The 25,521-nt window shown below is 43.5% G+C and carries 25 protein-coding genes and 1 other annotated feature; of the genes, 3 read left to right on the top strand and 22 right to left on the bottom strand.

Annotation, left to right across the window (positions count from 1 at the left end; translation table 11 throughout):
• The first annotated feature begins 15 nt into the window (after positions 1-15).
• The 3 genes from rpsF to rpsR all read left to right on the top strand — a co-directional run bounded on the left by rpsF (position 16) and on the right by rpsR (position 1,083).
• On the top strand, positions 16-312 hold the full coding sequence (rpsF, locus tag EDD70_RS05755; RefSeq protein WP_092752103.1) for a 30S ribosomal protein S6: 297 nt from the start codon (positions 16-18) through the stop codon (positions 310-312).
• Positions 313-334: 22 nt separating this feature from the next.
• Complete coding sequence (locus EDD70_RS05750; protein ID WP_092752105.1) at positions 335-781, top strand: single-stranded DNA-binding protein; 447 nt, start codon at positions 335-337, stop codon at positions 779-781.
• 86 nt (positions 782-867) lie between these two features.
• A complete protein-coding gene (gene rpsR / locus EDD70_RS05745; RefSeq protein ID WP_092754493.1) occupies positions 868-1,083 on the top strand; it encodes a 30S ribosomal protein S18 in 216 nt (71 codons plus the stop codon).
• A gap of 345 nt (positions 1,084-1,428) precedes the next feature.
• On the opposite strand, the gene EDD70_RS05740 is transcribed toward rpsR, so the two are convergent.
• From EDD70_RS05740 to recJ, 22 genes are all read right to left on the bottom strand, one after another.
• Positions 1,429-2,238 (bottom strand): sugar phosphate isomerase/epimerase family protein, encoded by an 810-nt coding sequence (locus tag EDD70_RS05740; RefSeq protein WP_092752107.1) that lies wholly within the window; start codon positions 2,236-2,238, stop codon positions 1,429-1,431.
• Positions 2,239-2,263: 25 nt separating this feature from the next.
• Complete coding sequence (locus EDD70_RS05735; RefSeq protein WP_092752109.1) at positions 2,264-3,916, bottom strand: PASTA domain-containing protein; 1,653 nt, start codon at positions 3,914-3,916, stop codon at positions 2,264-2,266.
• 190 nt (positions 3,917-4,106) lie between these two features.
• The gene (locus EDD70_RS05730; RefSeq protein WP_092752111.1) at positions 4,107-5,777 is read right to left on the bottom strand and encodes an AMP-binding protein; all 1,671 of its coding nucleotides are present in this window, start codon (positions 5,775-5,777) and stop codon (positions 4,107-4,109) included.
• A 102-nt stretch (positions 5,778-5,879) separates the two neighbouring features.
• Positions 5,880-6,123: a binding site (T-box leader), on the bottom strand.
• Positions 6,124-6,218: 95 nt separating this feature from the next.
• Entirely contained in the window at positions 6,219-6,482 is a 264-nt protein-coding gene (locus EDD70_RS05725) for a metal-sensing transcriptional repressor (protein ID WP_092752113.1), read from the bottom strand.
• Positions 6,483-6,495: 13 nt separating this feature from the next.
• Positions 6,496-9,084, bottom strand: coding sequence for a heavy metal translocating P-type ATPase (locus EDD70_RS05720; RefSeq protein WP_092752115.1), 2,589 nt, complete (start codon positions 9,082-9,084; stop codon positions 6,496-6,498).
• 185 nt (positions 9,085-9,269) lie between these two features.
• Positions 9,270-10,412 (bottom strand): THUMP domain-containing class I SAM-dependent RNA methyltransferase, encoded by a 1,143-nt coding sequence (locus EDD70_RS05715; protein ID WP_092752117.1) that lies wholly within the window; start codon positions 10,410-10,412, stop codon positions 9,270-9,272.
• A 145-nt stretch (positions 10,413-10,557) separates the two neighbouring features.
• Positions 10,558-11,085, bottom strand: a complete 528-nt coding sequence (gene hpf / locus EDD70_RS05710) for a ribosome hibernation-promoting factor, HPF/YfiA family (RefSeq protein ID WP_092752119.1) — start codon at positions 11,083-11,085, stop codon at positions 10,558-10,560.
• Between the two features lie 186 nt (positions 11,086-11,271).
• The gene (locus EDD70_RS05705) at positions 11,272-12,426 is read right to left on the bottom strand and encodes an amidohydrolase (protein ID WP_092752121.1); all 1,155 of its coding nucleotides are present in this window, start codon (positions 12,424-12,426) and stop codon (positions 11,272-11,274) included.
• 61 nt (positions 12,427-12,487) lie between these two features.
• Positions 12,488-12,925: a S1 RNA-binding domain-containing protein gene (locus EDD70_RS05700; RefSeq protein WP_092752123.1), complete on the bottom strand. Its 438-nt coding sequence runs from the start codon at positions 12,923-12,925 to the stop codon at positions 12,488-12,490.
• A gap of 38 nt (positions 12,926-12,963) precedes the next feature.
• Positions 12,964-13,281 carry an FtsB family cell division protein gene (locus EDD70_RS05695; RefSeq protein ID WP_162840800.1) on the bottom strand — a complete coding sequence of 106 codons (318 nt, stop codon included), beginning with the start codon at positions 13,279-13,281 and terminating at the stop codon, positions 12,964-12,966.
• Complete coding sequence (gene yabQ, locus EDD70_RS05690; RefSeq protein WP_092752127.1) at positions 13,211-13,825, bottom strand: spore cortex biosynthesis protein YabQ; 615 nt, start codon at positions 13,823-13,825, stop codon at positions 13,211-13,213. Before yabQ ends, EDD70_RS05695 begins: the two co-directional genes overlap by 71 nt.
• Before the next feature lie 33 nt (positions 13,826-13,858).
• Complete coding sequence (gene yabP / locus EDD70_RS05685) at positions 13,859-14,143, bottom strand: sporulation protein YabP (protein WP_092752129.1); 285 nt, start codon at positions 14,141-14,143, stop codon at positions 13,859-13,861.
• A gap of 92 nt (positions 14,144-14,235) precedes the next feature.
• On the bottom strand, positions 14,236-14,478 hold the full coding sequence (locus EDD70_RS05680) for an RNA-binding S4 domain-containing protein (RefSeq protein WP_092752131.1): 243 nt from the start codon (positions 14,476-14,478) through the stop codon (positions 14,236-14,238).
• 305 nt (positions 14,479-14,783) lie between these two features.
• On the bottom strand, positions 14,784-15,077 hold the full coding sequence (locus EDD70_RS05675) for an HU family DNA-binding protein (RefSeq protein WP_278320597.1): 294 nt from the start codon (positions 15,075-15,077) through the stop codon (positions 14,784-14,786).
• Between the two features lie 30 nt (positions 15,078-15,107).
• Positions 15,108-15,878 carry a nucleoside triphosphate pyrophosphohydrolase gene (gene mazG / locus EDD70_RS05670; RefSeq protein WP_205408604.1) on the bottom strand — a complete coding sequence of 257 codons (771 nt, stop codon included), beginning with the start codon at positions 15,876-15,878 and terminating at the stop codon, positions 15,108-15,110.
• Between the two features lie 81 nt (positions 15,879-15,959).
• Positions 15,960-17,699 carry a putative polysaccharide biosynthesis protein gene (locus tag EDD70_RS05665; protein ID WP_162840801.1) on the bottom strand — a complete coding sequence of 580 codons (1,740 nt, stop codon included), beginning with the start codon at positions 17,697-17,699 and terminating at the stop codon, positions 15,960-15,962.
• Positions 17,700-17,836: 137 nt separating this feature from the next.
• A complete protein-coding gene (locus EDD70_RS05660; protein ID WP_092752137.1) occupies positions 17,837-18,277 on the bottom strand; it encodes a zinc ribbon domain-containing protein in 441 nt (146 codons plus the stop codon).
• 95 nt (positions 18,278-18,372) lie between these two features.
• Positions 18,373-19,863 (bottom strand): coproporphyrinogen dehydrogenase HemZ, encoded by a 1,491-nt coding sequence (gene hemZ, locus EDD70_RS05655; protein ID WP_092752139.1) that lies wholly within the window; start codon positions 19,861-19,863, stop codon positions 18,373-18,375.
• Positions 19,847-20,494 carry an MBL fold metallo-hydrolase gene (locus EDD70_RS05650; protein WP_092752141.1) on the bottom strand — a complete coding sequence of 216 codons (648 nt, stop codon included), beginning with the start codon at positions 20,492-20,494 and terminating at the stop codon, positions 19,847-19,849. The genes hemZ and EDD70_RS05650 overlap by 17 nt, the downstream gene beginning before the upstream one ends.
• 42 nt (positions 20,495-20,536) lie before the next feature.
• Positions 20,537-20,998 carry a D-aminoacyl-tRNA deacylase gene (gene dtd / locus EDD70_RS05645; protein WP_092752143.1) on the bottom strand — a complete coding sequence of 154 codons (462 nt, stop codon included), beginning with the start codon at positions 20,996-20,998 and terminating at the stop codon, positions 20,537-20,539.
• A gap of 41 nt (positions 20,999-21,039) precedes the next feature.
• Positions 21,040-23,232: a RelA/SpoT family protein gene (locus EDD70_RS05640; protein ID WP_092752145.1), complete on the bottom strand. Its 2,193-nt coding sequence runs from the start codon at positions 23,230-23,232 to the stop codon at positions 21,040-21,042.
• A 90-nt stretch (positions 23,233-23,322) separates the two neighbouring features.
• Positions 23,323-25,356: a single-stranded-DNA-specific exonuclease RecJ gene (gene recJ / locus EDD70_RS05635; RefSeq protein ID WP_092752147.1), complete on the bottom strand. Its 2,034-nt coding sequence runs from the start codon at positions 25,354-25,356 to the stop codon at positions 23,323-23,325.
• Positions 25,357-25,521 lie beyond the last annotated feature (165 nt).

Genomic DNA, 25,521 nt, shown 5'->3' with positions numbered 1-25,521 from the left:
AGGAGGTGTATTTACATGGCAAACACAACCCTGAGCTACGAGACTGTTGCAATCTTCAACACAAAAAACGGTGATGAGGCTGTTGCCGCTCTCGTAGAGAAATTCAAAACATTGATCAGCGAAAACGGTACTATCGACAGCGAGGCTGATTGGGGCAAACGTAAGCTTGCTTACCCAATTCAGGATGAAACAGAGGGTTACTACTACGTAGTAAACTTTACTGCTGCTCCCGAATTCCCTGCTGAGCTCGATCGTGTGTACAAAATCACAGACGGTGTTCTTCGCTCTCTTATCGTTGCGAACGAGCAATAATTATTAAAGGACGGTGTGTTAAGTGAATAAAGTACTGCTGCTTGGCAGACTGACGGCTGACCCCGAACTTCGTCAAACCCAAAATAATATCTCTGTGGCATCCTTTACTGTTGCTGTAAATCGCCCTTTTGTTAAGGGTGCAGAAAGACAAGCCGATTTTATCGATTGCGTTGCTTGGAGAAATACTGCAGAGTTTGTCTGCAAATATTTTAACAAGGGCAAACCTATTCTTGTTGAGGGTAGATTGCAAGTGCGCAGCTATGAAGATAAGCAAGGCATTAAACGCAGAGCAACCGATGTTGTTTGCGACAATGTAAACTTTGTTGAAGGCGCTGCCAAAAACGAGGGTACATCAAGCTATTCTGCGCCTGAACCATCTTCTGCGCATACCGATAGCGGTGTGGCTTATTCCAGCGGCGATGTTGGGGATTTTCAAGAGGTTGACGGATACGACGATCTTCCCTTCTAGTTTAATGTGATTTTGTAACAGCGTAACCTATTTTAAAGGAGGTTTGTACCGTGGAAAGAAATGAGAGACCTGAAAGAGGCAATCGCATGAGAAAAGGCCGCAAAAAGGTTTGTGCGTTCTGCCAGAGAAAAGCTGAAAATATCAGCTATAAAGACGTTGCTGAACTTAGAAAGTATCTTTCTGAAAGAGCTAAAATTGTACCTCGTAGAGTTACAGGCACTTGTGCTCATCATCAGCGTATGCTTACTGTAGCTATCAAACGTGCTCGTCACCTTGCTATGCTGCCTTATGTAAGCGAATAATAAAGATATTTATTATTAAAAGGGTCATCTGCTTTTGCAGATGACCCTTTTTTGTTGTATAAGCAACCATGTGCTATGCACGTGGGGATTGAAAAAGTGCTTTAAAGAGTACGAAGATCCCTTTAAACACATATAGAAGAAATATAAAAAGTAACGCCAAAGTGCGGTTGGCGTTACTCATTGAGCGTCTTAAGACGCTGCTGGTATTATGCACTTATAGGGCTGTCAATCATACCACGTCCTTTGCACGTGGTATGATTGCATATAACTAGGTACACAATATGTTGTTCTATTTCTATTGACGAAAGCAAACGGTATAACCTATTTATGTAGTTGTAAGAGGAATTACAGCTGATTAAAAAGACAACGCATGTAATTTACGAAATGAGAAAACACAATCCCTGGCTCCTGAAGATCGGGGTTCCACCGTTTTACCCACTCAAGGGTAACATAGCCATTGTAACCATTATCGTTTAGTATTTTCAATGTATCTAAAACAGGTACATTACCGTAACCCATCATGCGATACTGCACGTCGTTTGCATCACCGATAGAATCTTTGACGTGAATATACCTTACCCACCGCCCTATATTCTCGTAAGTTTCAGCAGGAGTCTCCTCAAAAAAACGGTAAGGGTGGTGAATATCCCACAGTACACCTGCGTTTTCGGCAGAAATTCCGCTCATAAACTCGCGCATTACCTCAGAATTCGCGAGCTCACCATTGGTTTCAATCAGCGGTGAAACATTTTTTGTAGCTGCATATTCGCAAAGCTGCTGGTACAACAGCTTGCCCTGCTTTAAATTTTCGCCCTCCATTGGCTCAGGATGATTGGCTATCATTACGCGGATGTATTTTACGCCAAGCTTTGCAGCAAGGTCAACATATTCTTTTGCCTCGCTCATTGCTTCTTCTCCATTGCCTATACCAAGGGTTGCACCCGATGTGAGCATACAAATTTCAATATTCCCATTTTTGCTTTTTTCAATGGTTGTATTGATATTTTCGGGCAAAAATGGTTTTGCCTTAGGGGCATACATCTCTTTGCCTACACCTCTAACTTCTATGCCATCCAAACCTAAATCCTTTGCGGTTGCAAAAATTTCATTCCAAGACCACCCAGGGCAGCCTAGCGTTGAAAACGCTAATTTCATAGGGAATCCCTCCTGTATTTATTCATCACTGGTAATTTATTTCTTCGGAGGATTCTGTTGATTCCTCCGGCTTTTTATTAACGTAGATATATACCACATCTTTTTCTTTTGCTACATCTCCACCCGGCTCGATACTTGTTTTAATTACCAAGCCCGGGTCTTTTGTTTCATCTTCTTCTGTTATGACATCGTAATAAATATTCATACTTTCGAGAGTACGCAAAGCAAGCTCGAGCGTGCTTCCAATCAGAAAAGGCATCTTCGTAATCTGTGAACCCTTGCTGACATACAAAATCACAGTCCCTTTGTTAAGCATTGGGGTGCCTGCAGAAGGCGACTGGTTGTAAATTACACCCGGTGGAACATCGTTCTCGTTATACTTATGTTCAATCTTAAACTCATATTTGAGTTTATACTCAGAGTTAGTCTCCACTTTTTGAACAAACTGGCCTGTAAAATCAGGTATCCCTATATCCTTAGGCTCCGATTCTTCTGTTAAATCTGATGTTACTATATCAGAAGAAGAAACGGATTCAGAAGAATTGCTAATGGAAGGTTTGATTAGTGTAAAATAGACAATCACAATAACAGCACCTAGCCCAACGGATGTATAAAGCATCACACGCAAAGGAAAAGGCATCTTGCGTTTAGTTTTAGTCGAACTTGGAGTTTTTATATAGTCCTTGGCATCAAATACAGCCGTATTGGAGTCTACTGTTTCGAGCAGGTCAGCAATTAATTTATCGATATTTTGTGTACGTTTTTCTACTGCCACCAGCATCGCGCCGTCAATAGCATCCGAAACGTTCTCGGGTATAGAATGGTTGAGCATATTTGCAGGATACAGCGAATCTTTTTGCTTACGTATTTCTGCAGATACAGGCAAAGTTCCGGTAAGCAGCCGGTAAAGAATGGCACCTGCAGCGTATACATCCGTCCATGTACCCTGCCAACCGTTTGCAGTATATTGCTCCGGGGCTGAATATCCATCAAACAATTCACAATCCAGTTCACTGTAACCTGTACGCAATGCAGAAACGCTTAAGCCGGTTAACCACAGTTTGCCTTTGCTGTCTACCAACAAGGTCTCGGGTGATATTCCGCGATGGATTGCTCCCTTTTGATGCAATGCCGAAATGGATTTGAGCAACGGCATAATTATTGACTTAGCCTGTGCCCAACTAATTTCTCCGCCGTTTTCAAGAAGGTATTCTGCCAAAGGCACCGCTTGTATGTAGCGATAAATTACATAAGCGGTACCGCGCTCGGTAAAAATATCAAGTACCGGCATAATTCCGGTTGCTTTTTGGCAAACCTCACGTATAAGCCTTGCATTTTCAATAAAATCATCCAGCAAGGCTTTAAACTGTGCCTCTTTGCCATATTTTACGGTTACACTGCCGTCCGATTCATTTCGGTTTGCCAGTGTACGCGGCAGATATTCGCTGATAATAACTTTTAGATCTTCTTCTAGGTCATAACCAATGTAAAATGCTCCTTCACCGTTATGCCTTTGCAAGTTACCTACGAGGTAACGCCCAACGAGCTCGGTGCGCGGCGGCAAAAACTCTCTGCTGAAACTTTTTCTGCTCTGAAATCCACAATGGGGGCATCTCCCCTCGTTGGTCATAGCGGACATACATCCCATGCAAAGCTTCTGCTTATCACTGTTTGTCAATTTATTCACACTCCCGATTGTAGAGTAATTTCTATATCATAGTAGTTTATTCGTAAAAAATTCAAAAATTAAGTAGAAGTAACCTATTTTAATAGTATACCATTTTCTCAAAATTTTTGCCAACTATGAATCACTATAATCAGAAGAGTGTTTTAATAAAATTAACGTGTAATTTGCACAAATTATTAAATTAAGCGGTTTCAATGGCTGCTGCATTTTGCAAATCCAGCAATTCTATAGCGTTTTCGCGCATTTTAAACTTTTGTATTTTGCCGCTCGCCGTCATGGGGAAATTATCCATAAAGCACACATAACTCGGCACCTTATGACGCGCCATATGAGAGCACACATATTCTTTCACTTCGTCTTCGGTGACAGTTGCATGTTCTTTTAAAATAATGCACGCCATAATTTCTTCGCCGTAGCGGGTACTTGGTACGCCAATCACCTGTACGTCTGAAACAGCAGGATGTGTGTAGAGAAACTCTTCAATTTCTTTGGGATAAATATTCTCGCCGCCGCGGATAATCATGTCTTTGATTCGTCCTGTAATTTTAAAATATCCCTGCTCATCCATTGTGGCAATGTCACCAGTATGCAGCCAACCGTCTTTATCAATTGCCTGCGCCGTCGCCTCCTGCATTTTGTAATACCCTCTCATGGTATTGTATCCGCGCGAACAAAACTCGCCGGGGGTATTGTACGGCAACGCTTCTCCCGTTTCAGGGTCAATAATTTTTGCTTCTACAAACGGCATTGTTTTGCCAACGGTGGAAACACGATGCTCTAACGAATCGTTTGTGGTTGTCATCGTGCATACGGGTGATGCTTCTGTTTGACCGTAAGCAATTGTAATTTCATGCATACCCATTTCATCCACGACCTGCTGCATTACTTTAACCGGGCATGGCGAACCCGCCATAATACCGGTGCGCAGACGCGGAAACCGAAAGTTTCTGAACTCGGGATGCTGCAACATACCGATATACATTGTAGGCACACCGTGAAAAGCGGTACACTGTTCGTTTTGCAGGGCATTCATTACCTTGATGGGGCTGTATGCATCGATGGGAACCATAGAAGAGGAATGCGTCAGACAAGCCATAATTGCAAGCACCAAACCAAAACAATGAAAAAATGGAACCGTAATGCACAGCTTATCGTCATGGGTAAATTTCATACAGTCGCCAATCGATTTACCGTTGTTGATGATGTTATAATGAGTAAGCATAACGCCTTTGGGAAAGCCGGTAGTACCTGAAGTGTACTGCATGTTGATGACATCCTGCGGGTCGAGCGCATCACCAATCATATACAAACTGTCGTCGCTTATTTTTTCGCAGACATGAAACAGTTCATTCCAATGCAGCATACCTGCGGGTGCTTCTTTTTTACTGCCCGCATAAATAACCGTTGTTAAAAACGGTAGCATCTGGTCTTTGTATTGCCCCGGGGCACAGCTTGCCAGTGTGGGGCAAATCTGATTGATAATGCCAATATAATCTGCATCCTTAAATCCATCGATTAAAATCAAAGCCTTGGTATCCGATTGACGCAGCAAATATTCAAGCTCAAACTCTTTGTAATTGGTATTGACAGTAACCAAAATTGCACCAATTTTAGCCGTAGCAAACAAAATAATGAGCCATTCGGGCACATTGGTTGCCCAGATTGCTACTTTATCGCCTTTGCGTATTCCCAGTGCAAGAAGACCTTTGGCTGCCTTGTCGCACTCTTCGTTAAATTCTTTCCAGGTGCGCGTGTAATCCCTATCGGTGTATTTGATTGCCTGAGCGTTTGGATATTCTCTTGCCACTTTTTCAAGCTGCTTGCCCACTGTTATGGAAATTAATTCGTTCACAAGCAAAACCTCCTGTATTGCTGATTTAGTATGTTCGCCCAAAACATAAACAGTTTACACACGGTTGCGCATTTAAACACAAAAAAGGCTTTCGTCCTCAATTATGAAGACGAAAGCCTTGCTTCCGCGTTACCACTTCGATTGCACACAAAACTGTGCCGCTCTGCCAAGTCCTAACAGACTCGCTTTCCCGCTATCGGTGGAAATTCCGTTCAAGCCTACTGGGCATATGCCTTTGGGTTGACCACTCTAGGGTGAGTTCATCGGGTAATTTCTGCTGCTTTTCAGCATTCGCAGCTCTCTGTGAGAAATAACTTCGACTACTATTCCCCGTCATCGTGTTACTATATTTTTGCATTGATACTATATTAGCAAGCTTTGTCATCATTGTCAAGTGCAATTTTTAAGATAAAACCGAAATTCACTTGCCACTATCCTACCCTATTTTGATATTTTGTCAACCAGTGCAAGAATCTCATCAATTTTTTCGTCGGAATTGCCTGCCATCACGGCTTCTTTTACGCAATCTTGCATGTGGGCGCGCAGCACCTCACGGCTTACCTTGTGAAGAATGGATTCGGTAGCGAGAATCTGGTTTGCAATATCGATGCAATATCGGTCATCATCCACCATTTTTAGTATTCCGTCAAGCTGACCCCGTGCTGTTTTTAGCAGTCGGGTCACCTTTGCTCTGTCTGCTTTCATTGATGTTCTTCTCCTATCGAATACCCGTTACGGTATAGCCTGCGTCTGAAATCAGTTTGGTAAGCACCGAATCAGGTACGTCTTTTTTCAGCGATACCACGGCATTTTTGCCCTCTAAGCTAACCACTGCTTTTTCAACCTCGGGGAATGCTGTGAGCACCTGCTCTACTCTGCCCGTGCAATGGGCACATGACATACCTTCAATATCAATTGTCTTTGTCATCATTATCTCTCCTTGATTTAAACTTATTGTCTGCACCGGATTACCGGTGAGAACATCATTATAACTGCGATTATATTTGGGTTGAAACAGTTTGAGGCGCAGTGCATTGGCAACTACACAAACCGAAGATAAACTCATGGCAGCTGCACCAAACATCGGGTTTAATTTCCAACCAAGCAAAGTGTAAAATACACCTGCCGCCAAAGGAATACCAATTGTGTTGTACACCAAAGCCCAAAACAGATTTTGCTTGATATTACGAATGGTTGCTTTGGAAAGCTGCACCGCCGCCACTGCATCCAGTAAGTCGCTGCGCATCAGCACAATATCTGCCGATTCAATCGCTACATCGGTACCTGCACCGATTGCAATACCCACATCCGCCCGAGCAAGGGCAGGTGCATCGTTGATACCGTCACCTATCATCGCAATCTTTTTGCCTGCCTCCTGTAAGCGGCGCACCTCACGTTCTTTATCCTGCGGCAGAACCTCTGCGATAACATTTTTAATTCCTACCTGTTTTTGTATTGCCTGCGCTGTTTTTGCATTATCACCCGTAAGCATGACAACATCAATCCCTAAATGTTCAAACGCGCGTACCGCATTACGGCTGGTAGGCTTGATGACATCTGCTACTGCAATAATGCCAAGCAAATTACTGCCCTGCGCAAAAAACAGTGGAGTTTTACCGTCTGCTGCCAAAGTATCTGCCATAATGGCAAGGTTACCGAGTGCAATGTTTTGTTCCTGCATCAGCTTGAGATTACCTGCAAAATAGTGCGTATCTTCCAGAACAACATCCAAGCCTCTTCCTGCAATTGCTGTAAAACTGCTTGCTTTGATGAGTTCTAAACCGCGGCTTTTAGCTTCTTCAACGATTGCATCTGCAAGCGGATGCTCAGACGGTTTCTCTATCGATGCCGCTAACCGCAGCAATTCATCTTCCAAACTAAAACCGGCTTGGTTTGCCTGCTTTGCGTTCTCTTTAAAAGTATCCCCACATAGTACATCGGTTACGCGCGGTTTCCCCTCGGTAATCGTTCCGGTTTTATCCAAAACAACCGTATCAATACTGTGTGCGATTTCCAATGCCTCGGCAGACTTGATAAGAATACCGTTTTCTGCGCCTTTGCCTGTACCTACCATAATAGCGGTGGGGGTAGCCAAACCGAGCGCACACGGGCAGGAAATAACCAGAACGGCAATGCCGATTGACATAGCAAACTCGAAACTCGCCCCAACCAGCAACCATATAACAACCGACAAAACAGCAATGCCGATAACAATTGGTACAAATATGCCGCTTACTTGGTCGGCAAGCTTGGCGATAGGTGCTTTGGATGCCCCTGCCTCTTCAACCAGTTTAATGATTTGAGCAAGCGCAGTGTCACCGCCTACTTTTGTGGCTCGAAATTTGAAGTAACCCGATTTATTGATGGAAGCGCCTGTCACTTTGTCTCCTATCTGCTTTTCAACCGGAATACTTTCACCCGTGAGCGCAGATTCATCCACAGCAGCAGCACCTTCTACAATAACACCGTCTACCGGTATGCTTTGCCCGGGTTTTACGATTACAATATCATCCTTGACAACCTCTTCAACAGGTACTTCTGTTTCGATACCATCTCGCTCGATCAGCGCGGTTTTGGGCGTAAGATTGATGAGTTTGGTAATCGCCTCGCTGGTTTTACCTTTGGAGCGGGTTTCGAGATATTTGCCCAAAGTAATCAGTGCTAAAATCATAGCCGCAGTTTCAAAGTAGATATCCATGGAATAGGTATGCACTATGTGCATATCACCATGTCCAAGCCCCCAACCAATTTTATAGATAGCGTAAATACCGTATACCACTGCTGCCGAAGAACCAATGGCAATCAAAGAATCCATATTAGGAGAACGCTTAAACAAAGCTTTAAAGCCTACACGAAAATATTTTTTATTTACATATAATATAGGCAAGCAAAGCAAAAATTGTGTAAACGCAAAGATAAGGGTGTTTTCCATCCCCAGAAAAATACCGGGTAACGGCCAATTCATCATATGTCCCATAGAAAGATAAAACAGCGGTATCATAAATGCAAACGATACAATCAGGCGATATTTCATATTGGCAATCTCTTGTGTCATTGTATCGTTTATATTTGTTTTGCTGTTTGCCATGGGCTTATCGTTATGCAAAGATGCGCCGTAACCTACATTAGCAACTGCTTTTTCAATTGCTTGGGTACTGGTAGCAGTTTCATCAAAATCAACAGCCATATTATTAGCAAGAAGATTTACATTTACACTTCGTACACCTTCTATTTTTGATACCGCTTTTTCAACATGAGATGAACAGGAGGAACAGGTCATCCCCGTTACATTAAATTTTTGAATCATAGCAAGCTCCTTTTTATAAACACCCCCCTGGGGGTGTAGTAGTATATTTATATAATACTTTAAAGGTAGATATTTGTCAAGCATATCTTTTAATTTATTTATGTGCAAATTCAACTCAGTGATTCACATACGAAAAATCAAAAAAAGACCGGAGGTTGCAAATCAACCTCCGGTCTTGAAAAATATTACACTCTTTTTTCGGGCAACCCTTTAAAATACATATACAGCTGGCATTTTATCATACCGTTGTAAAGTTTACGGCGACGGTCTGCACCCGAGCCGAACATCTCTTCAAATTGTTCATCCGGGCTGATAATATAATAATTCAGGAACTTACGGCGTTCAAATACCTCGCCCATGGTTTTGTATAATTTCTGCGCATCTTTAACATCAAGCATACGTTCACCGTAAGGCGGATTTGTAATGATGGTAGCACGCAGTTCATCCGTTTTAAAATCGGCAATATCTTGCTGCGCTATTTGAAAACGATTTGCAACACCTGCTATTCGTGCGTTCTCCTGTGTCAGTTCAACTGCTGCGGGGTCGACATCATAACCATAACCACGAAACTCAGCCTGACGGTCGATAGCCTCTAATGCTTCAAGACGCACCGATTTAAAAATATTATCTTCTGAAAAAACGCCCCATTTTTCGGCAGCAAAACGCCGATTGATGCCTGGTGCTATATTGAGTGCATACAAAGCCGCCTCAATGAGTAAAGTACCAGAACCGCAAAATGGGTCTAAAATAACACTATCGTTGTGAATACGTGCAAGATCTACTATGCCGGCTGCCAAAGTCTCTTTAATCGGTGCAATATTGGATTTTTGACGATATCCACGTTTATGAAGCCCTGCACCGCTGGTATCGAGCAGAACAGTAACAATATCTTTCAAAATAGAAAATTGCACTTGTACTCTGCTGCCAGTCTCTTCAAACCAGCTTTGGTTGTATTTGTTCTCAAGGCGTCTAACAATTGCCTTTTTGACAATCGACTGGCAATCTGGAACGCTATGCAGCTTGGAATTAAGCGACCAGCCCTTTACAGGAAAGGCATCTTCCTTGCGGATGAAGTTTTCAAAATCAAGGGCCAATACACCTTGAAACAGTTCTTCAAAGGTCTCTGCACGAAACGAGCCCATAACAATTTGCACACGCTCTGCGGTACGCAACCAAATGTTTGCTTTAGCTACATCGATAAGGTCGCCTACAAAGGTAACTTTACCGTCTGTAACTTCAATGTTTTGAACTCCCAACTTTTTTACTTCCGCGGATAATACACTCTCCAGCCCGAAAATACAAGGACAGGCAATCTTAATTTTACTCATAGTTCAACTCCTAAAATTTGATAGGGCAGATTTTATTTCAAACCTGCCGGCTTATAGTCTTGTTGTATGACATAAAGTGCGGTTTTCGCCGCAAATGCAACGAAAACCGCACAAGCATACGATTATCTAAAACGGATTAATTCGTTTAATCGATTTTTGGTTCGATTAAGCCATAGTCTCCGTTGTTGCGCTTATAAACTACGTTAATTTCGTTATCATCAGAATTTCGGAACATGTAAAACTCGTGCCCCAACATATTCATTTGAAGAATCGCTTCATCCACAGCCATGGGTTTCATGGGGAACTTCTTAATTTTTACAACATGGTATTCGGCCACATCTTGCTCAAGCAGTTCAACTTCACTTGATTTTAACGCATCATCGCGGATACGTTTACCCAATTTCTTTTTGTTTTTGACAATTTGACGAAACAGGTTATCGATAACTTCGTCAAGAGAATCGAGCCTATCTGCAGTGGTTTTTTCAGAACGGAAGAACATTCCCTGTGATTGTATTGTTACCTCGACGGTTTCGCGCTCGCGTTCGCTGGTAACAACTACGTTGGCCTTTGCGTCGTCTGTAAAAAATTTGTCCAGTTTGCTTATTTTTTTCTCGCAGCGCTCTTTAAACGAATCTTTTACCGTTGTTTTTCTTGCGGTGATGGTAATGTTCATAACTTCAACCCCTTATCTATTTGAATATCCTTTCGGAAAGCGGATAAAATCCGCCGGAAAGTTAGCAATGCTTTTCGTATAGCCCAAGTAAGCACACTTTCGCCACAAATAGCAGTATTGAACTTGCATAAATATCCTATAACTATTATAGCACAATCTATGCAAAAATACAAGTAGCGGTATTCGCTATTTTATCTCGCCATTGATGATAACCAGTTTTGGTTTTGCATACACAGAAAGCGGATCTCCAAAGAAAAACACCATATCCGCATCTTTCCCCTGCTCAATGCTGCCGACGCGGTTGTCGATACCGCAAATTTGCGCAGGATAGATGGTAATTGCTTTCAGAGCCTCATCGTAGGGCAACCCGCCGCGAACAGCAATGCCGGCAGAAAGGGGCAGATATTGGATTGGCAGCTCAGGATGATCTGTACAAATAGCGGTTTTGACACCATTTTTTGATAGCACCGCTGAATTATCGATTGTTTGGCCTGCAAGCTCCGGTTTTGTACGTGAATTGATTAACGGCCCCACCACAGCACTGGCATGCGCCTCGGCAAGGCGCGGCGCAAGGGCGTGCCCATCGGTGCAGTGGATTAGCACATAATCGATTTCAAACTCTTTACAAATGCGCATAGCTGTACAGATGTCATCGGCACGGTGCGCATGGATATGCGCCTTAATTTCGCGTTTAAGCAGCGGGATGAGTGCTTCGCATTTAAAATCGAACTCCGGTTCATCCAAATCTTCATCTTCGGCGGCAGATTCTTTATCCTCCATATAGCGGCGGGTTTTTGCCAACTGCTCACGGATGAGGGCTGCGGTTGCCATTCTGGTAGTAGGCGCCTGCCCCTTTGTGTGGTAGGTAAGTTTTGGATTTTCGCCAAGAGCAAATTTCATTGCAAGATTTTCTTTAATGACCATATCATCAATACAACAGCCCTTGGTTTTGAGCGCACAAATACGGCCCGCAATAGGATTTGCGCTGCCCGGCGCAACCACAACCGTCGTAACACCGCCCTCCAAAGCTTCTTTAAAACTGCGTTCAATGGGGTTGATCGCATCGATTGCACGCAGCTGCGGTGTAGATGGGTCGGTATCCTCGTTGCCGTCATCGCCTTCAAAACCGAGCGAATCTTCCCACATACCTATATGGCAATGTGCATCTATAAATCCCGGGTAAATACCTGCGCCAGCTGCCTCCAAAACTTCTTCATCTTTGACGGGTATGTAATCCTTCATATCACCTACTTCAGCGATTTTAGTCCCCTTTGTTCTAATAAAACCGCATTCGATAGGGTCACCTGCCATTGTAAAAATTTTACCGTTCACAATTACCATATTATTTCTCCTTGATAAGAAAATGAAGCGCCTGAATCAGACGCTTCAATGTGTTTTTGTATTATCTCTGACCGCCTCTGCGTCCACCGTTGCCGGTGCCACGCTTAACGTCACTGTACTTTTTTAAATCAGACATCTTGTCATCGCTCGTCTGTTTGAATTTATTCATCATATCTTCAAAGGACATGTTTTCGTTTTTACGATTAGAAGACCAGTCAAAGCTATCCACTCTCGGGCCATCACGCCTTGGGGGAGGAGCTGTAGGCGGCAATGCTCTTTTAATGGAAAGGCTCACCTTACCTTCCGGAGAAATAGATAGAACTTTTACCTTTACCATCTGATTCTCTTTGATATAATCGGAAATCTCATTCACATAGGTAGTTGCAACCTCTGAGATATGAACCATTCCGGTTTTACCCCCCGGTAACTCGACGAATGCACCGAACTTTGTAATTCCGGTTACTTTGCCTTCCACAATTTTTCCTACTTCAAGCTGCATATGAAAACATTGGCCTCCTTAAAATTCTATGTCCTTAGTCAGTTCCCTGACGTATCTATATAAATTGTTTCATCAGGATACGCATAACCATATTCATCCTTGGCAAGACGTTCGATATACGCTTCATTATCGCTTGCCAACAAACGTTCCATCTCTTTATTATCTAATCTTTGCTGCTCTACCTGTTGCTGCAACATAACCAGTTCAAGCTGGCGGTCTTTGATGTCAAACTGCTGTTGAATCAGCATATAAACAACGTAAACCACAAAAACGCACACGGCAAATTTAAACAGCCTTGCTTTGCTGTTCTTTTTTTCTTTTCCTTTGTTTTTTGCCTTTGCCTTTATTTTGCGCATCGGGTACACCACCTTTTTTTGACTTTCCCTGCAGCTTTCCGCGATGATTCCCCTTAACATATAGATTATACACTAATATGCTGCGTTGTTTCAAGCTATATTTCGCTTTTGCACGAACTTTTTTTGCATTTGCAGCTATTTTATCGGTTACTTTAGTAAGTTTGCGTGCAAGCCAGATAAACAGCTGCACAAAGGGACGTAAAAACAATCGATAAAGTAAGCGCAATAATGCTTTTATAAAGCGAATAATCAGTTTAGAAACACTCATAACCAGCGCGCCTAACGAAAAATAATAAATCGTAGCGCCCAATAGTTCACCTATAACGAGAAAAACGCGTACATGCCCGTTTACCGCAGAAAGCGAAAACAGGAATGTTATTACTGCGCATGTCGCGAAGTAAGAGATATCTTCCAAAAAAATAATAGCACTGCTGTGATGAATTGCAAGTCGAAATATGCGAAATACATCATAAAATAAGCCCAATGCAAACCCAAGCATAAGGGACTGTAAAAATACGATGGTCTGGGTGTTTACCTCGATCATTCCCTAACCTCCCAAGACGCTGTTTGTTTTTCGTTAACGAAACAGACGCGCAAACAGCCCGCCGCCACGACGTGGCTCATCATTGGTGTAAACAAGGGAATGAATATCACCTTCAACATTGAGTTCGCCGGTATCAACATTGAGTTTGTTAATATGCAGGCTTTCGCCTTTTACTGTAAGTTCACCCATATCGGTAAAAAGCACCACCGTTTCTTCATCAAAACTATCGATATCTTCAACACCTGAAACGGTGAGTTTGTGGCGGTCTTCCAAAATGATGTTATGCGGCATTTTAACTAATTTTTTGTCTTCTGGCATGTTTTATTCCCCCTGTATGATCGTTTCACTTTATCCATACAGCGTATGCCAACACAGGCAGAATTATGACAAGCCAAAGAGCGGCTAAAGCGCTATTCCACTACGATATAATTTGTGGATGCGTTCTCTTTTGTAGCATATTCGCTTACCTTGAGCACCTTTACCTTGAGAGGCTTTGTGCCAAGATTAATTTCGATGATATCATTCTCTTTTACATCGTATGAAGCACGCTGTACCTTACCGTTCACCGAAATTCTGCCCGCATCGCACGCCTCGTTTGCAATAGTGCGGCGTTTGATTAGACGTGTAATTTTAAGATATTTGTCCAGACGCATAAATAAATCTCCTTTATGATAAATAATGTACGGTGCCAAGCACCTCATCGAAATTTCTAATGGTTACGTTTCCTTTGCCGTCAAGCTCCATATCGGGAACAAACACTCAGTTATTGTGGAATGTAATAATTGTAATGCCGGTTTCTATTTCTTTTATTAACTCGTCGTCTATCGTAAATATAGCAATAAAAAGTGGCATTTTTTTGCAAATCAAACGTTCAAACCGTATTATAATTCCATTATATCAAAAAAATGGGAATGCTGCAACGCACTCCCATTTAAAAGCTATTCAAATTGTGCTGATACTATTTGGCAACAGAATCTTTCAGAGCTTTGCCTGCTTTGAAGGAAGGCAGTTTGGATGCAGAAATCTTCATCTTCTCTTTTGTTCTGGGGTTAATACCCATTCTCTCACCGCGAACTTTTACTTCAAAAGTACCAAAGCCAACAAGCTGAACCTTATCACCGTTTACGAGTGCTTCTGTAATTGTGTCGATAACTGCTGTTACCGCTTTCTCGCTGTCTTTTTTTGTTAAATCTGCTTTCTGAGCAACCATGCTAATCAGATCTGTCTTTGTCATTTTAATAGCCTCCGTTATTTTAAGAATTATTGAAACAGACTTGGTAAATTAATCTGTTGCTAACTTTTTAGCTTTTTTCCAAAGCTTGTCCAGTTCATTAATAGATGATGTTTTCATATCTACACCTTGTTCATTTGCAAGTGCTTCTACTTTTTCAAAGCGTGAAATAAACTTTTCGCAGGCAAGCGACAAACTTTCCTCGGCATCTGTGCCAATAAACCGCGCAACATTCACCGCCGAAAACAGCAAATCACCAAGTTCTTCGGTACAATGTGCTTTGTCGTGTTCCGTTATTGCCTCGCTCAATTCTTCTACTTCACTGCGCAAATCTTTCATCGCCCACGCTGCATCGGGATAATCAAAGCCTGCGCGAGCCGCGCGCTGCTGCACTTTTGTGCTGCGCATTAAAGCGGGCAGCGCTTTAGAAACGCCCTGTAAAGTTTGAGTAAAACTCTCCTGACCTTTTTCTTTTTTCTTAATCGCATCCCAATTTCGTAAAACATCGGCAGAATTGTTTACCTCTACATCAGAAAAGATATGCGGGTGACGCAGTATTAGCTTTTGGCAAATACCGGTACAGACATCATCAAAATCAAAAGTCCCCTGTTCTTGTTCCATTTGAGTGTGAAAAACAACCTGCAGCAACACATCGCCTAGTTCTTCTTTGAGAAGTTCTGCATCCTCCGTATCGATTGCCTCGCAAACCTCATAGGTTTCTTCAATCAGATTTTTGCGGATGGATTGATGTGTCTGCTCTCTGTCCCACGGGCACCCCTCATCAGACCGTAAAATCCGCATGATGCGTATTAAATCCTGCATATTGTAGCGGTCTTTTGTTGTAAAATCAATTGCCAATTTATTCACCTAAATTCTCTTTCTCAAAAAGGGACTTCTCTTATATTACCTTATCAATCCTTTTTTTTCAAGTGTTTTTGCGATTTTTTCGCCGCCCGGAAGCATTAAAATATCATCTTTCACAATCGCACGCAGCAAAAACAGGCAAACAACATAAAAAACACCCGAAATCGTGATTGCAATAAGGGTTGATAGCTCTTGACTGATAACTTTTGAGCACAGCCCATAGGTTGCCCATGCGCAGAATCCACACAGAACAGCAGCCATAAATGGTTTAAAAAAGGTTTGCACCAAGCTGATAGTAGTTTCTGCACTGCGGCATAGAATGGGAACCGAAAAAAACAGAATAAAGGCATAGCAAATCAGCGTGCCGTAAGGCGCCACCTGTATATTGATGCTTGGGTCTGCAATAAAGATATAGTTGGTGGTAAGCTTAAGAGCACCACCGACCAGCATCAGCTTTACCGGAACATTCACTCTCCCTATTGCCTGAAGCATACTGTTCACCGGTGTTGCCAGCGATACAAACATCACTGCAACCCCAAGTGTACGCAGCATAGGGGCAGCAATTTGCACCGCTGCCGCTTCGCTTGGATAGAGAAGCAGTAGGATAGGCTGTGCCAGTGCAAACAGTCCGCAGCCTGCCGGGAATGCAACCAATGAGGTTATACGCAAAACGGACTCAATGCCGCGGGTAAGTTCGCTGCGGTTGTGGGTAGCCCAAGCGCTTGCAATAACCGGCAAAGCACTGACACCAAACGTTGTTGTGATTGCAGGAACAAGATTGAATATGGTAACCGCCATAGTGTAGGTACCGTAGAGGAAGTTAGGCACACCCGAAATCTCCATTGCAAAAGGGATGGCACCGCTGTACATACCAAGTATGGTTGCAGAATCTTTGGCAAGCGCAGTAGACAACCGGTTTGTAATCGAGCTGATATCTATAATTGTGGTGATGTTGAGCACCAGTGAGCCAAGGCATACCGGAACGGCTATGCGCACCAGTGAACGCATCAGTTTTCGCCTGCCTGCCGGCATAGGCGAGTTTTTCAGTTCACTTTGGGTAATACCGTCACCCCTAACGTGGTGGCGCAGCCACAGGTACAATGTGCCCAACACAGTGCTTACCGCAATACCCGCAATTGCACCTGCTGCAGCATAAGGCAGTACATCCAGTCGGGCATGCTCTGGGCTTGCACACACTTTGCCAAAAACGGTACCAAGCTGTTCATATTCTGTCATACCTTTATCCATCATATAGGTAGCAAACAACATACCGAAAACAAGCTTGCCCAAAGCCTCAACCACTTGTGAAACAGCGGTAGGGTACATATTGCGCAAACCCTCGTAGTACCCGCGGAATGAAGATGTAAGGCACACGAACAGAATGGCGGGTGCCATGACAGCAACCGCATAAAGAGCCTCTTCGTTTTTATTGAACGTAACGTATGGTTTCGCGCCGAAAAACATAATCAGTGTGCCAACAGTGCCGGTGACAAGAAATGCCAAGGTGGATAGATGATGGATTCTTCGCACATCGCGAAAACGGCGCGCAGCCGCATTTTCTGCAACCATTTTTGCAACTGCTACAGGAAGCCCTGCGACAGAAAGCGCATACAAAGTGTTAAACAACCCGTAAGCAATGTTAAAATACCCCATGCCGGTTGCCCCAATGATATTGGTAAGCGGCATCTTAAACAGCACACCGATTACTTTTACCAAAACGGTAGCGACCAATAAGATAATAGCGCCCTGTAAAAAGGTTTGTTTATTTCTGGCTGGCACGCGGGCACTCCCCTTTTTCGTCATATTGTCATTCCTTTTATGTTATGAAGAACGCCTTATGTTTATGATTTCCAGTTTTCATAAGGATATGAAAAAAGGGCACTAATACTGTGCCCTTTTTCTCAATTTTGTATGTATTATTCTTCTGGTGTGAATGGTTCTTCTGATGTGGGTTCTTCTGACGGTGCGTCTGCATATTCGGGTTCAGCAACGGTCTCAACACTCATTTTCGCACCGCATTTGGCGCAATATATTGCCCCTTGATCGTTTAGAGTGCCGCATTGAGGGCATTTTACACTGCTTTTGATGTCATTAATTTTGTTGGATATCACATCAAGCTGCGCGAGCAAACCGTCGATTTCGCCAACACAAATATCAATCAGTTCATCGTTAGTTTCGCCTGACTTATGAAATTTATATACAAATGCGCCCAGTTTCTCGTAAGTTTTTTGAATGTCGCTGTTGATTTGTATACGATTCATTTTTAAGCGTGCAAGTTCCACTGCTTCTCCTGTTTTTTTCCCTGCGATGTCAACAAGATTTTTTGCTTTACCGAGGAATTCGTCAAATGTATCCATACTGATGTCCTCCTATCAGATTTTTTATTTGATGTTGCCATTATTATATGCTAGCACAACCGGTCTTGCAATAGATATCGAATAGATTTATCGAATTATTTACATTCGAACGGATGGGTTGCATAAAACTCTGCTATTTTGTTTTTACGTGCCAAAATTTCATCAAATCGGCTGATGTATTCGTAAGGGTACTTATAGTTAAAGACGCGGTTGATAAGCTCGCCATTCGGCTCTTTCAGCTTCGACACAGCGCCTGCGCCAAGTGCTACAATAGAATGCGTTTCATCCATAATATAAACATTATAAAGCCCCTCGCAACCCTCTTTGCAGTAGCCCACATTCTCCATGTTATCTACCGTATTTTTTTGGCGGTACAGGTAATAAGGGTGATATGCCGCCGCATGAAAGCTTTGAGATGCATATTCGAGCATCTGAGTTACTGTAGCGCTTTGTGCACGATACACCTCTTCCGCTTCATCTGCAAGGGTAGCCGCACGTTTGACCGAAAGCGTGTGTAAGGTAATGTTTTCGGGGTTTAGTTTAATTACCTCATCCAGTGTGGAACGAAAGCTCTCTACCGTATCGGTAGGCAGGCCTGCAATCAAATCCATATTAATATTCGTGTGCCCCGTTTTACGCGCCAGCCAAAATGCATCTATCGTTTGTTGTGTAGTATGCTTTCTGCCAATGGCATTCAGTACGCTGTCGTTCATTGTTTGCGGGTTGATACTGATGCGGGTTGCGCCGTATTCTTTGAGCACGCACAGTTTTTCTTCGGTTATGGTATCGGGGCGGCCTGCTTCTACAGTGTATTCGCGTACCGACGAACAATCAAAACATCTATTCACAGCGTCCATCACCTGCCGCAGCTGTTCAGCGGTAAGCGATGTGGGTGTTCCCCCGCCAAAATAGATGGTTTCCAACTGCAAACCATCTATGCTGCGAAGCACCTCTGCCGTATACTCAATTTCACGAATGAGCAGCTCCACATATTCAGGCATCAGCTTTTTTGTTTTTTCGATGGAATGCGACACAAATGAACAATAGAGGCAGCGCGTAGGGCAAAACGGTATCGAAATATACAGGCTGTAGGAGTTGGGCTTTGAAAGCCTAAGCACCTGCGCCTCCCGCCTTGCAGTTTCCATCATCAAGTTTATTTTCTGCTGTGACACCAAGTACTTTTCTGTAAGAATACGTCGTATCTCTTCGTCACTTAAACCTTGCTCATGAAAACGGTGTACAAATTTTACAGGGCGAATACCGGTAAGCACACCCCATTTTAACTGTATCCCGGTCATGGGAGTGAGAATACGGTAAAGCATCACAGCAAATACCCGCTCGCACTCAGCATTGTATTCTTGCAAATCATTTTGTACAGTATCGTTTGCGTTTTTTAGTTCTCCGCCTAACTTTACCGTTACCATCAACTCTGTAGAGTTTGCATGCCTAATTGCTTTGGTATAAATATAATCGTTCTCTACATCGGGTACACCCTGTTGAACCGGTAGGCTTTTGCCGTGAAAAAACATCCTTACAAGAGATTCCATCTCATATTGGTAATCGTGGCCATCAATAAAAATCTTCATTACTTTTCAGCATTCCTATATATTCATTGTGTTTGCGCTCATTTTCCATTGTGGTTGCATCACCATGCCCCGGGTAAATATCGTAATCACCGGGCAGATCCGCAAGGCGGTCAACAGAGCGTAAAATTTCGTTAAAGTCACCACTGTATAAATCACAGCGGCCAACCGCCCCTGCAAACAGCGTATCGCCCGAAAACAAATGATTTGCGCAAAGATAGCAAACACCGCCCGCAGTATGGCCAGGGGTGAGGATAACTTTAAAAGTAAGCTCATCCATAGTAATTACGTCACCGTCTTCCACCAATTGGTCGGCAGTAAACAGCTTATCCATCACCTTCCAGATATAGCGTTTGCCATACATCGGCATAGGGTCGAGAATGATTTTGTAATCGATGCTGCTGATAACCACTTTTGCACCGTAATGCAGTTGCAGCTGTTTCACCGCCCCGATATGATCGTGATGCGGATGGGTAACCAGAATGTATTCGGGTGTATAACGCCGATTCTCGATAAACTTTATAATGGTTTCTGCTTCGGCTGCAGGGTCAATGATTGCACAACTGCCAATATCGCTTGATACGATGTAACAGTTTGTTTCAAGCTCGCCGAGTACAAGAGATTCGATTTTCATACCATTCACTCCTTCTTTAATGAATTACAGCGAAAATCAATTTCATTCCGCTGCTGTCATGATGTCGTCGGTATCTAAGATAATGGTAACCGGACCGTCGTTTTTAATCGAAACTTTCATGTCGGCACCAAATCTTCCTGTTGCTGTTTTGATGCCATGTGAATTTATTCTCTGAATAAAACGCTCATATAACGGAATTGCCTTTTCGGGGCGTGCCGCAGAGATAAAGGACGGGCGCCTGCCTTTTTTGCAATCTGCACACAGTGTAAATTGTGAAACGATAAGCATTTCACCGCTAATATCGAGCAGACTGCGGTTCATTTTACCTTCGTCGTCTTCAAAAATACGCAAATTTATTGCTTTTTCAGCCAAATAGTCACATTCTCTTTCGGTATCACCGTCTGTAACGCCAAGCAGCACCATAACGCCCTGCCCAATTTCACCAACAACTTCGTGTTCTATTGTAACGCTTGAATGTGTCACACGCTGCAATACCGCTTTCATAATAATTCTCCTGTCTGATTATTCGTTTGTAATAACAGTGCTTACTGTGTAGCACGTTCTACCGAGATAACACCCGGTATTTTGCTGAAGGTACCAATTATATTGCTAAGCTGATCGACACCCGAAGCACCTAGCGTAATTTGAATAACAACATGCTTATCTTTTGCCTCGCGTGCATTGAGCGAATGCATTTGAATGTGCATATTCGCAAGCGCAATACTAATATCGGCAATCATTCCTTGGCGGTCGGTAGCAAAAATTTCAATGGTAGATTTATATGTCTCTTTAACGGAATCTGCCCAATGTGTACGCACCCAGCGGTCACGCTGAGTTTCATCCTGCATAGACATAAGCACGTTGGTACAATCCCGTTTATGGATAGATACGCCGAAGCCGCGCGTTACAAAACCGATGATGTCATCGCCCGGCAGCGGGTTACAACAGCGAGCAAATTTAACAAGGCAGCTGTCTAATCCCTCTACAATTACCCCGCTCTGCCCTTTTTTATCTTTCTTGGGTTTGATGGGCGGCTTTACTTCAGTGTCTGATGAGCGGTAAATTCGCTGAAAATCATCTTTAATACGCGGCATAATACGCGAAAGCGAAATGCCCCCGTAGCCAATTGCAGCTAAAAACTCCTCATTGCTTGGGAAGTGCTGCCGCTTCGCTATAGAACTGATAAATTCTTTCATCTCGGCATCCGGCAAATTGATATAATTGCGCTTAAACTCTCGCTCGAGTTCGGTTTTACCCTCGGCAATATTCTCTTCGCGGCGTTCTTTTTTAAACCAAGAGCGTATCTTATTGCGTGCCTCACTGGTTTTTATAATTTTAAGCCAGTCACGGCTTGGGCCTTGCGTTGGGCTTTTGGAGGTAATGACCTCAACGATATTGCCCGTTTTTACTTGATAATCAATGCTGACCATACGCCCGTCTACCTTGGCACCAACCATACGGTTGCCCACCGCGGTATGGATAGCATAAGCAAAGTCGATAACCGTTGAACCTGCGGGCAGACAAATTACGTCGCCGCGTGGTGTAAATACGAATACTTCTTCGGGTGCAAGGTCGGTTTTAATAGAGCGAACAATATCTTCCACATCCTCCGACTCCTGTTGAACCTCCAGCAGTTGGCGAACCCACGCAAGGCGTTCTTCCAGCTTATCCTTGCCCGAAATACCCGCCTTGTACTTCCAGTGAGCAGCAATACCGTATTCAGCAGTGTAATGCATATCCCATGTACGAATTTGTATTTCGAAAGGGATGCCTTCTTTATCGATGACGGTGGTATGCAGCGATTGATACATATTTGGTTTGGGCGTAGAAATGTAGTCTTTAAAGCGATTGGGAATAGGGCGGAACATATCATGAACGATACCCAAAATGTTGTAGCACTCAATAACCGTATCTACAATGACACGCACCGCATAGATGTCGTAGATTTCATCCATACTTCTGCCGTTCATGTACACCTTGCGGTAGATACCGTAAACACTTTTCACCCTGCCTTCAAGGTGAATTTTTTTACCCTCTTCTATGACAATGCGCTCGTTGATACGCGCTTTAATGTGTTCTATCAGCTGGTTGCGCTCGTCTTTTTTAAGCTCAAGTGTATGCTCAATTTCTTCATACGCAACAGGGTCGAGGTATTTTAATGCAAGGTCTTCCAGTTCTTCTTTTACACCACGGATACCTAAACGGTGCGCAAGCGGAGCATAAACCTCCATAGTTTCAAGCGATTTATCACGGCGTTTTTGGTCCGGCATAACAGAAATGGTGCGCATGTTATGCAGCCTGTCCGCCAGCTTGATGATGATAACGCGCACATCTTTTGCCATAGCAAGCAGCATTTTGCGTACGTTCTCTGCCTGCTGTTCCTCGCGCGATGAAAACGGAATTTTTCCTAGCTTTGTAACACCGTCTACCAATAATGCAACGTCTTTGCCATATTGCTTTTCTACCATGTCAAGGGTAGTGGTGGTATCTTCTACAACATCATGCAGTAAAGCTGCAACAATCGTGTCGGTGTCCATACCAAGCTGCACAAGTATTTCTGCAACATGAACAGGGTGCATCACATAGGGTTCACCCGAAACCCTGCGCTGCCCCATATGTGCTTCTTTTGCAGTTTCATAAGCATGTACAATACTATCTACATCGTACTGCTTACCAGATTTTTCTATGATAGTAAGTAAACTTTCAAATACCGCTTGGCTTTTGTCTATGTCGCTCATTCATCTTCCTCCTTGCGGGACCCCCCGCGAGCTTGCCAGGCATAAGCTTTACCCAATTACTGCACCATGTGCCGCAAACGGCAGATGCGGTTATAATACTTGTAAGATTTTAGATTGTTCAAGGTCTACCTTCCCCTTTACTGTACAAAGCGCGATGGTGACACCCGCCTTTGTATGCTTGCAGGTAATAAGCCCCATCTCGGTCATGATATCCAAAGCTAAACGCAGCTTGCAGTAGCCTATTTGTTGGGGAGCTAATTTACAGTACAGTATTTCAAAATCGCCGCTGTAGCCCTTATGCTCGCGCAGCCAGCGGTAGATAACTGCAATATCATCACGTGTGGGCACATTGCGTACCCTGGCACTTTCGTTCCAGTTTTCGTTACGTTTATAGCGCTCGTACTGCTGCACTCCGTCAACCAGTGTTGCCTGATCCACACCCGTAGGGCGCACGGTTTTTATCTTAACAGAGACGCGTTCTTCGTTATTGTAAACATTTACATCACAATTCGCAGCAATATCAATAGTATCGCCAATTACATACGGAAAACGCTCTTGTGTCATTCCAAAATATACAGCATAAAAACTGTGCCCGTCCTTTTGCAGACGAATACGAATGTGTCCGCCGTTGCTGCCAATAGGATAAATTGCCTCGATTTGTGCACCCAATACAGCAAAAACCGGCGTTTCATTATCCATACCGAAAGGCTCAAGAACACTGAGCTTTTTCAGGTTTTGCACGGTGAGTTCCTGCGGGGCAATTTCGCGGTCAATGTTGACCGTCATAACCGGCATAAATTCGAATTCTTCTTTTGCGTTCAAAAGCAATTTTTCTTCAAAATCTTCAATATTTGCGGTATCCAGCGAAAAGCCTGCCGCCAATGTGTGCCCACCGTAACGGGTAAGGTGACTGCTGCATTTTGCAATTGCATCTATAAGCGAAAACCCCTCGATACTTCTGCCCGAACCACGTGCTTCGTCACCGTCTACTGAGATGAGAAGGCAAGGCTTTGCATACCGCTCCATTATCTTTGAACACACAATGCCAATAATACCATGGTGCCACCCCTCACCGGAAAGCACCAGCAAACGCTCGTATAAAATGGACGGATTTTTCGATATTTCCAAGGAAATATCCTTTAATATTTCGGTTTCTATCCCCTGCCTTACTTTGTTTTGCTCCGAAATTAAGGCGGCAAGTTCCAGTGCCTCCTCTTCATCTTCGCAAAGAAGCAGGTCAACCGCTTTTTGTGTAATACCCATTCTTCCTGCCGCATTGATGCGGGGTGCAAGAATGAACCCGACGTTCTCACATGTAATGCGCTTATCCATCAAGCCGGATATCTCCAAAAGAGCACGCAAGCCCACATTGTCTGTATATTGCAGGCGCTCTAACCCATAACGGACAATCGTACGGTTTTCGCCGGTGAGCGAAACAATATCTGCAATGGTGCCTATGCAGGTAAGGTCACCATAATAATCAAGCAGTTCAATGCCGTCACCGCCCTCCATTGCACAGATAAGTTTAAAAACTACACCTACACCTGCCAAATTTTTAAACGGAGCGGTACCGTCAGTTCTGTGCGGGTCTACCACCGCTACTGCATTGGGCAGTGTTTCACGCGGTTTGTGATGGTCAGTAACCACCACCTGCATCCCCAGAGAGTTTGCATAATCAATCTCTTCCAACGCAGATATACCGTTATCAACCGTAATAATTAGATTGACGCCGCGCTGAGATAAGGCATCAATTGCGCTGAAGTTCAAGCCATAACCCTCGCGGTCGCGGTCTGGGATATAATAGGACACCTGTGCGCCCATAGTTTGCAGATAAGTATAGAGAAGCACCGTGCTGGTGATACCATCACAGTCGTAGTCACCGTAAACGCAGATGTTCTCCTGCTCATCAATGGCAGTTTGCACGCGCTCTGCGGCTTTTTCCATATCGGGCAGCAAAAACGGGTCAACTATCTGCTCAGAAAAAAACTCCTGCAGTTTTTCGGGAGTGTCCATTCCTCTTGCCTGCAAGATATCACAGACAAACAGATCCAACCCCGTAGAAGCTGCAAGTTTTGCCGACTTTTGCTTATCTATCTTTATCATGTTCCACTTTTTAATTCCCAAGCCGTCATCCTCCGATGGTTATTTGTTATTTTTAGCTTTATATCATTATATTTTACCATTATAGCAGTTTCATTTCAATAGCGATAAACAGGCGTGATGTAAATGGTAAAAAAGAATAGGCTTAGAGAGGACTAAAAATGTTCGTTATTACAATCCGTCTACTCA

Source organism: Hydrogenoanaerobacterium saccharovorans (genome assembly GCF_003814745.1).
GTDB lineage: Bacteria > Bacillota > Clostridia > Oscillospirales > Ruminococcaceae > Hydrogenoanaerobacterium > Hydrogenoanaerobacterium saccharovorans.
Note: the sequence above shows the minus strand (reverse complement) of the source record. Positions and strands in the feature narration are given on the sequence as shown.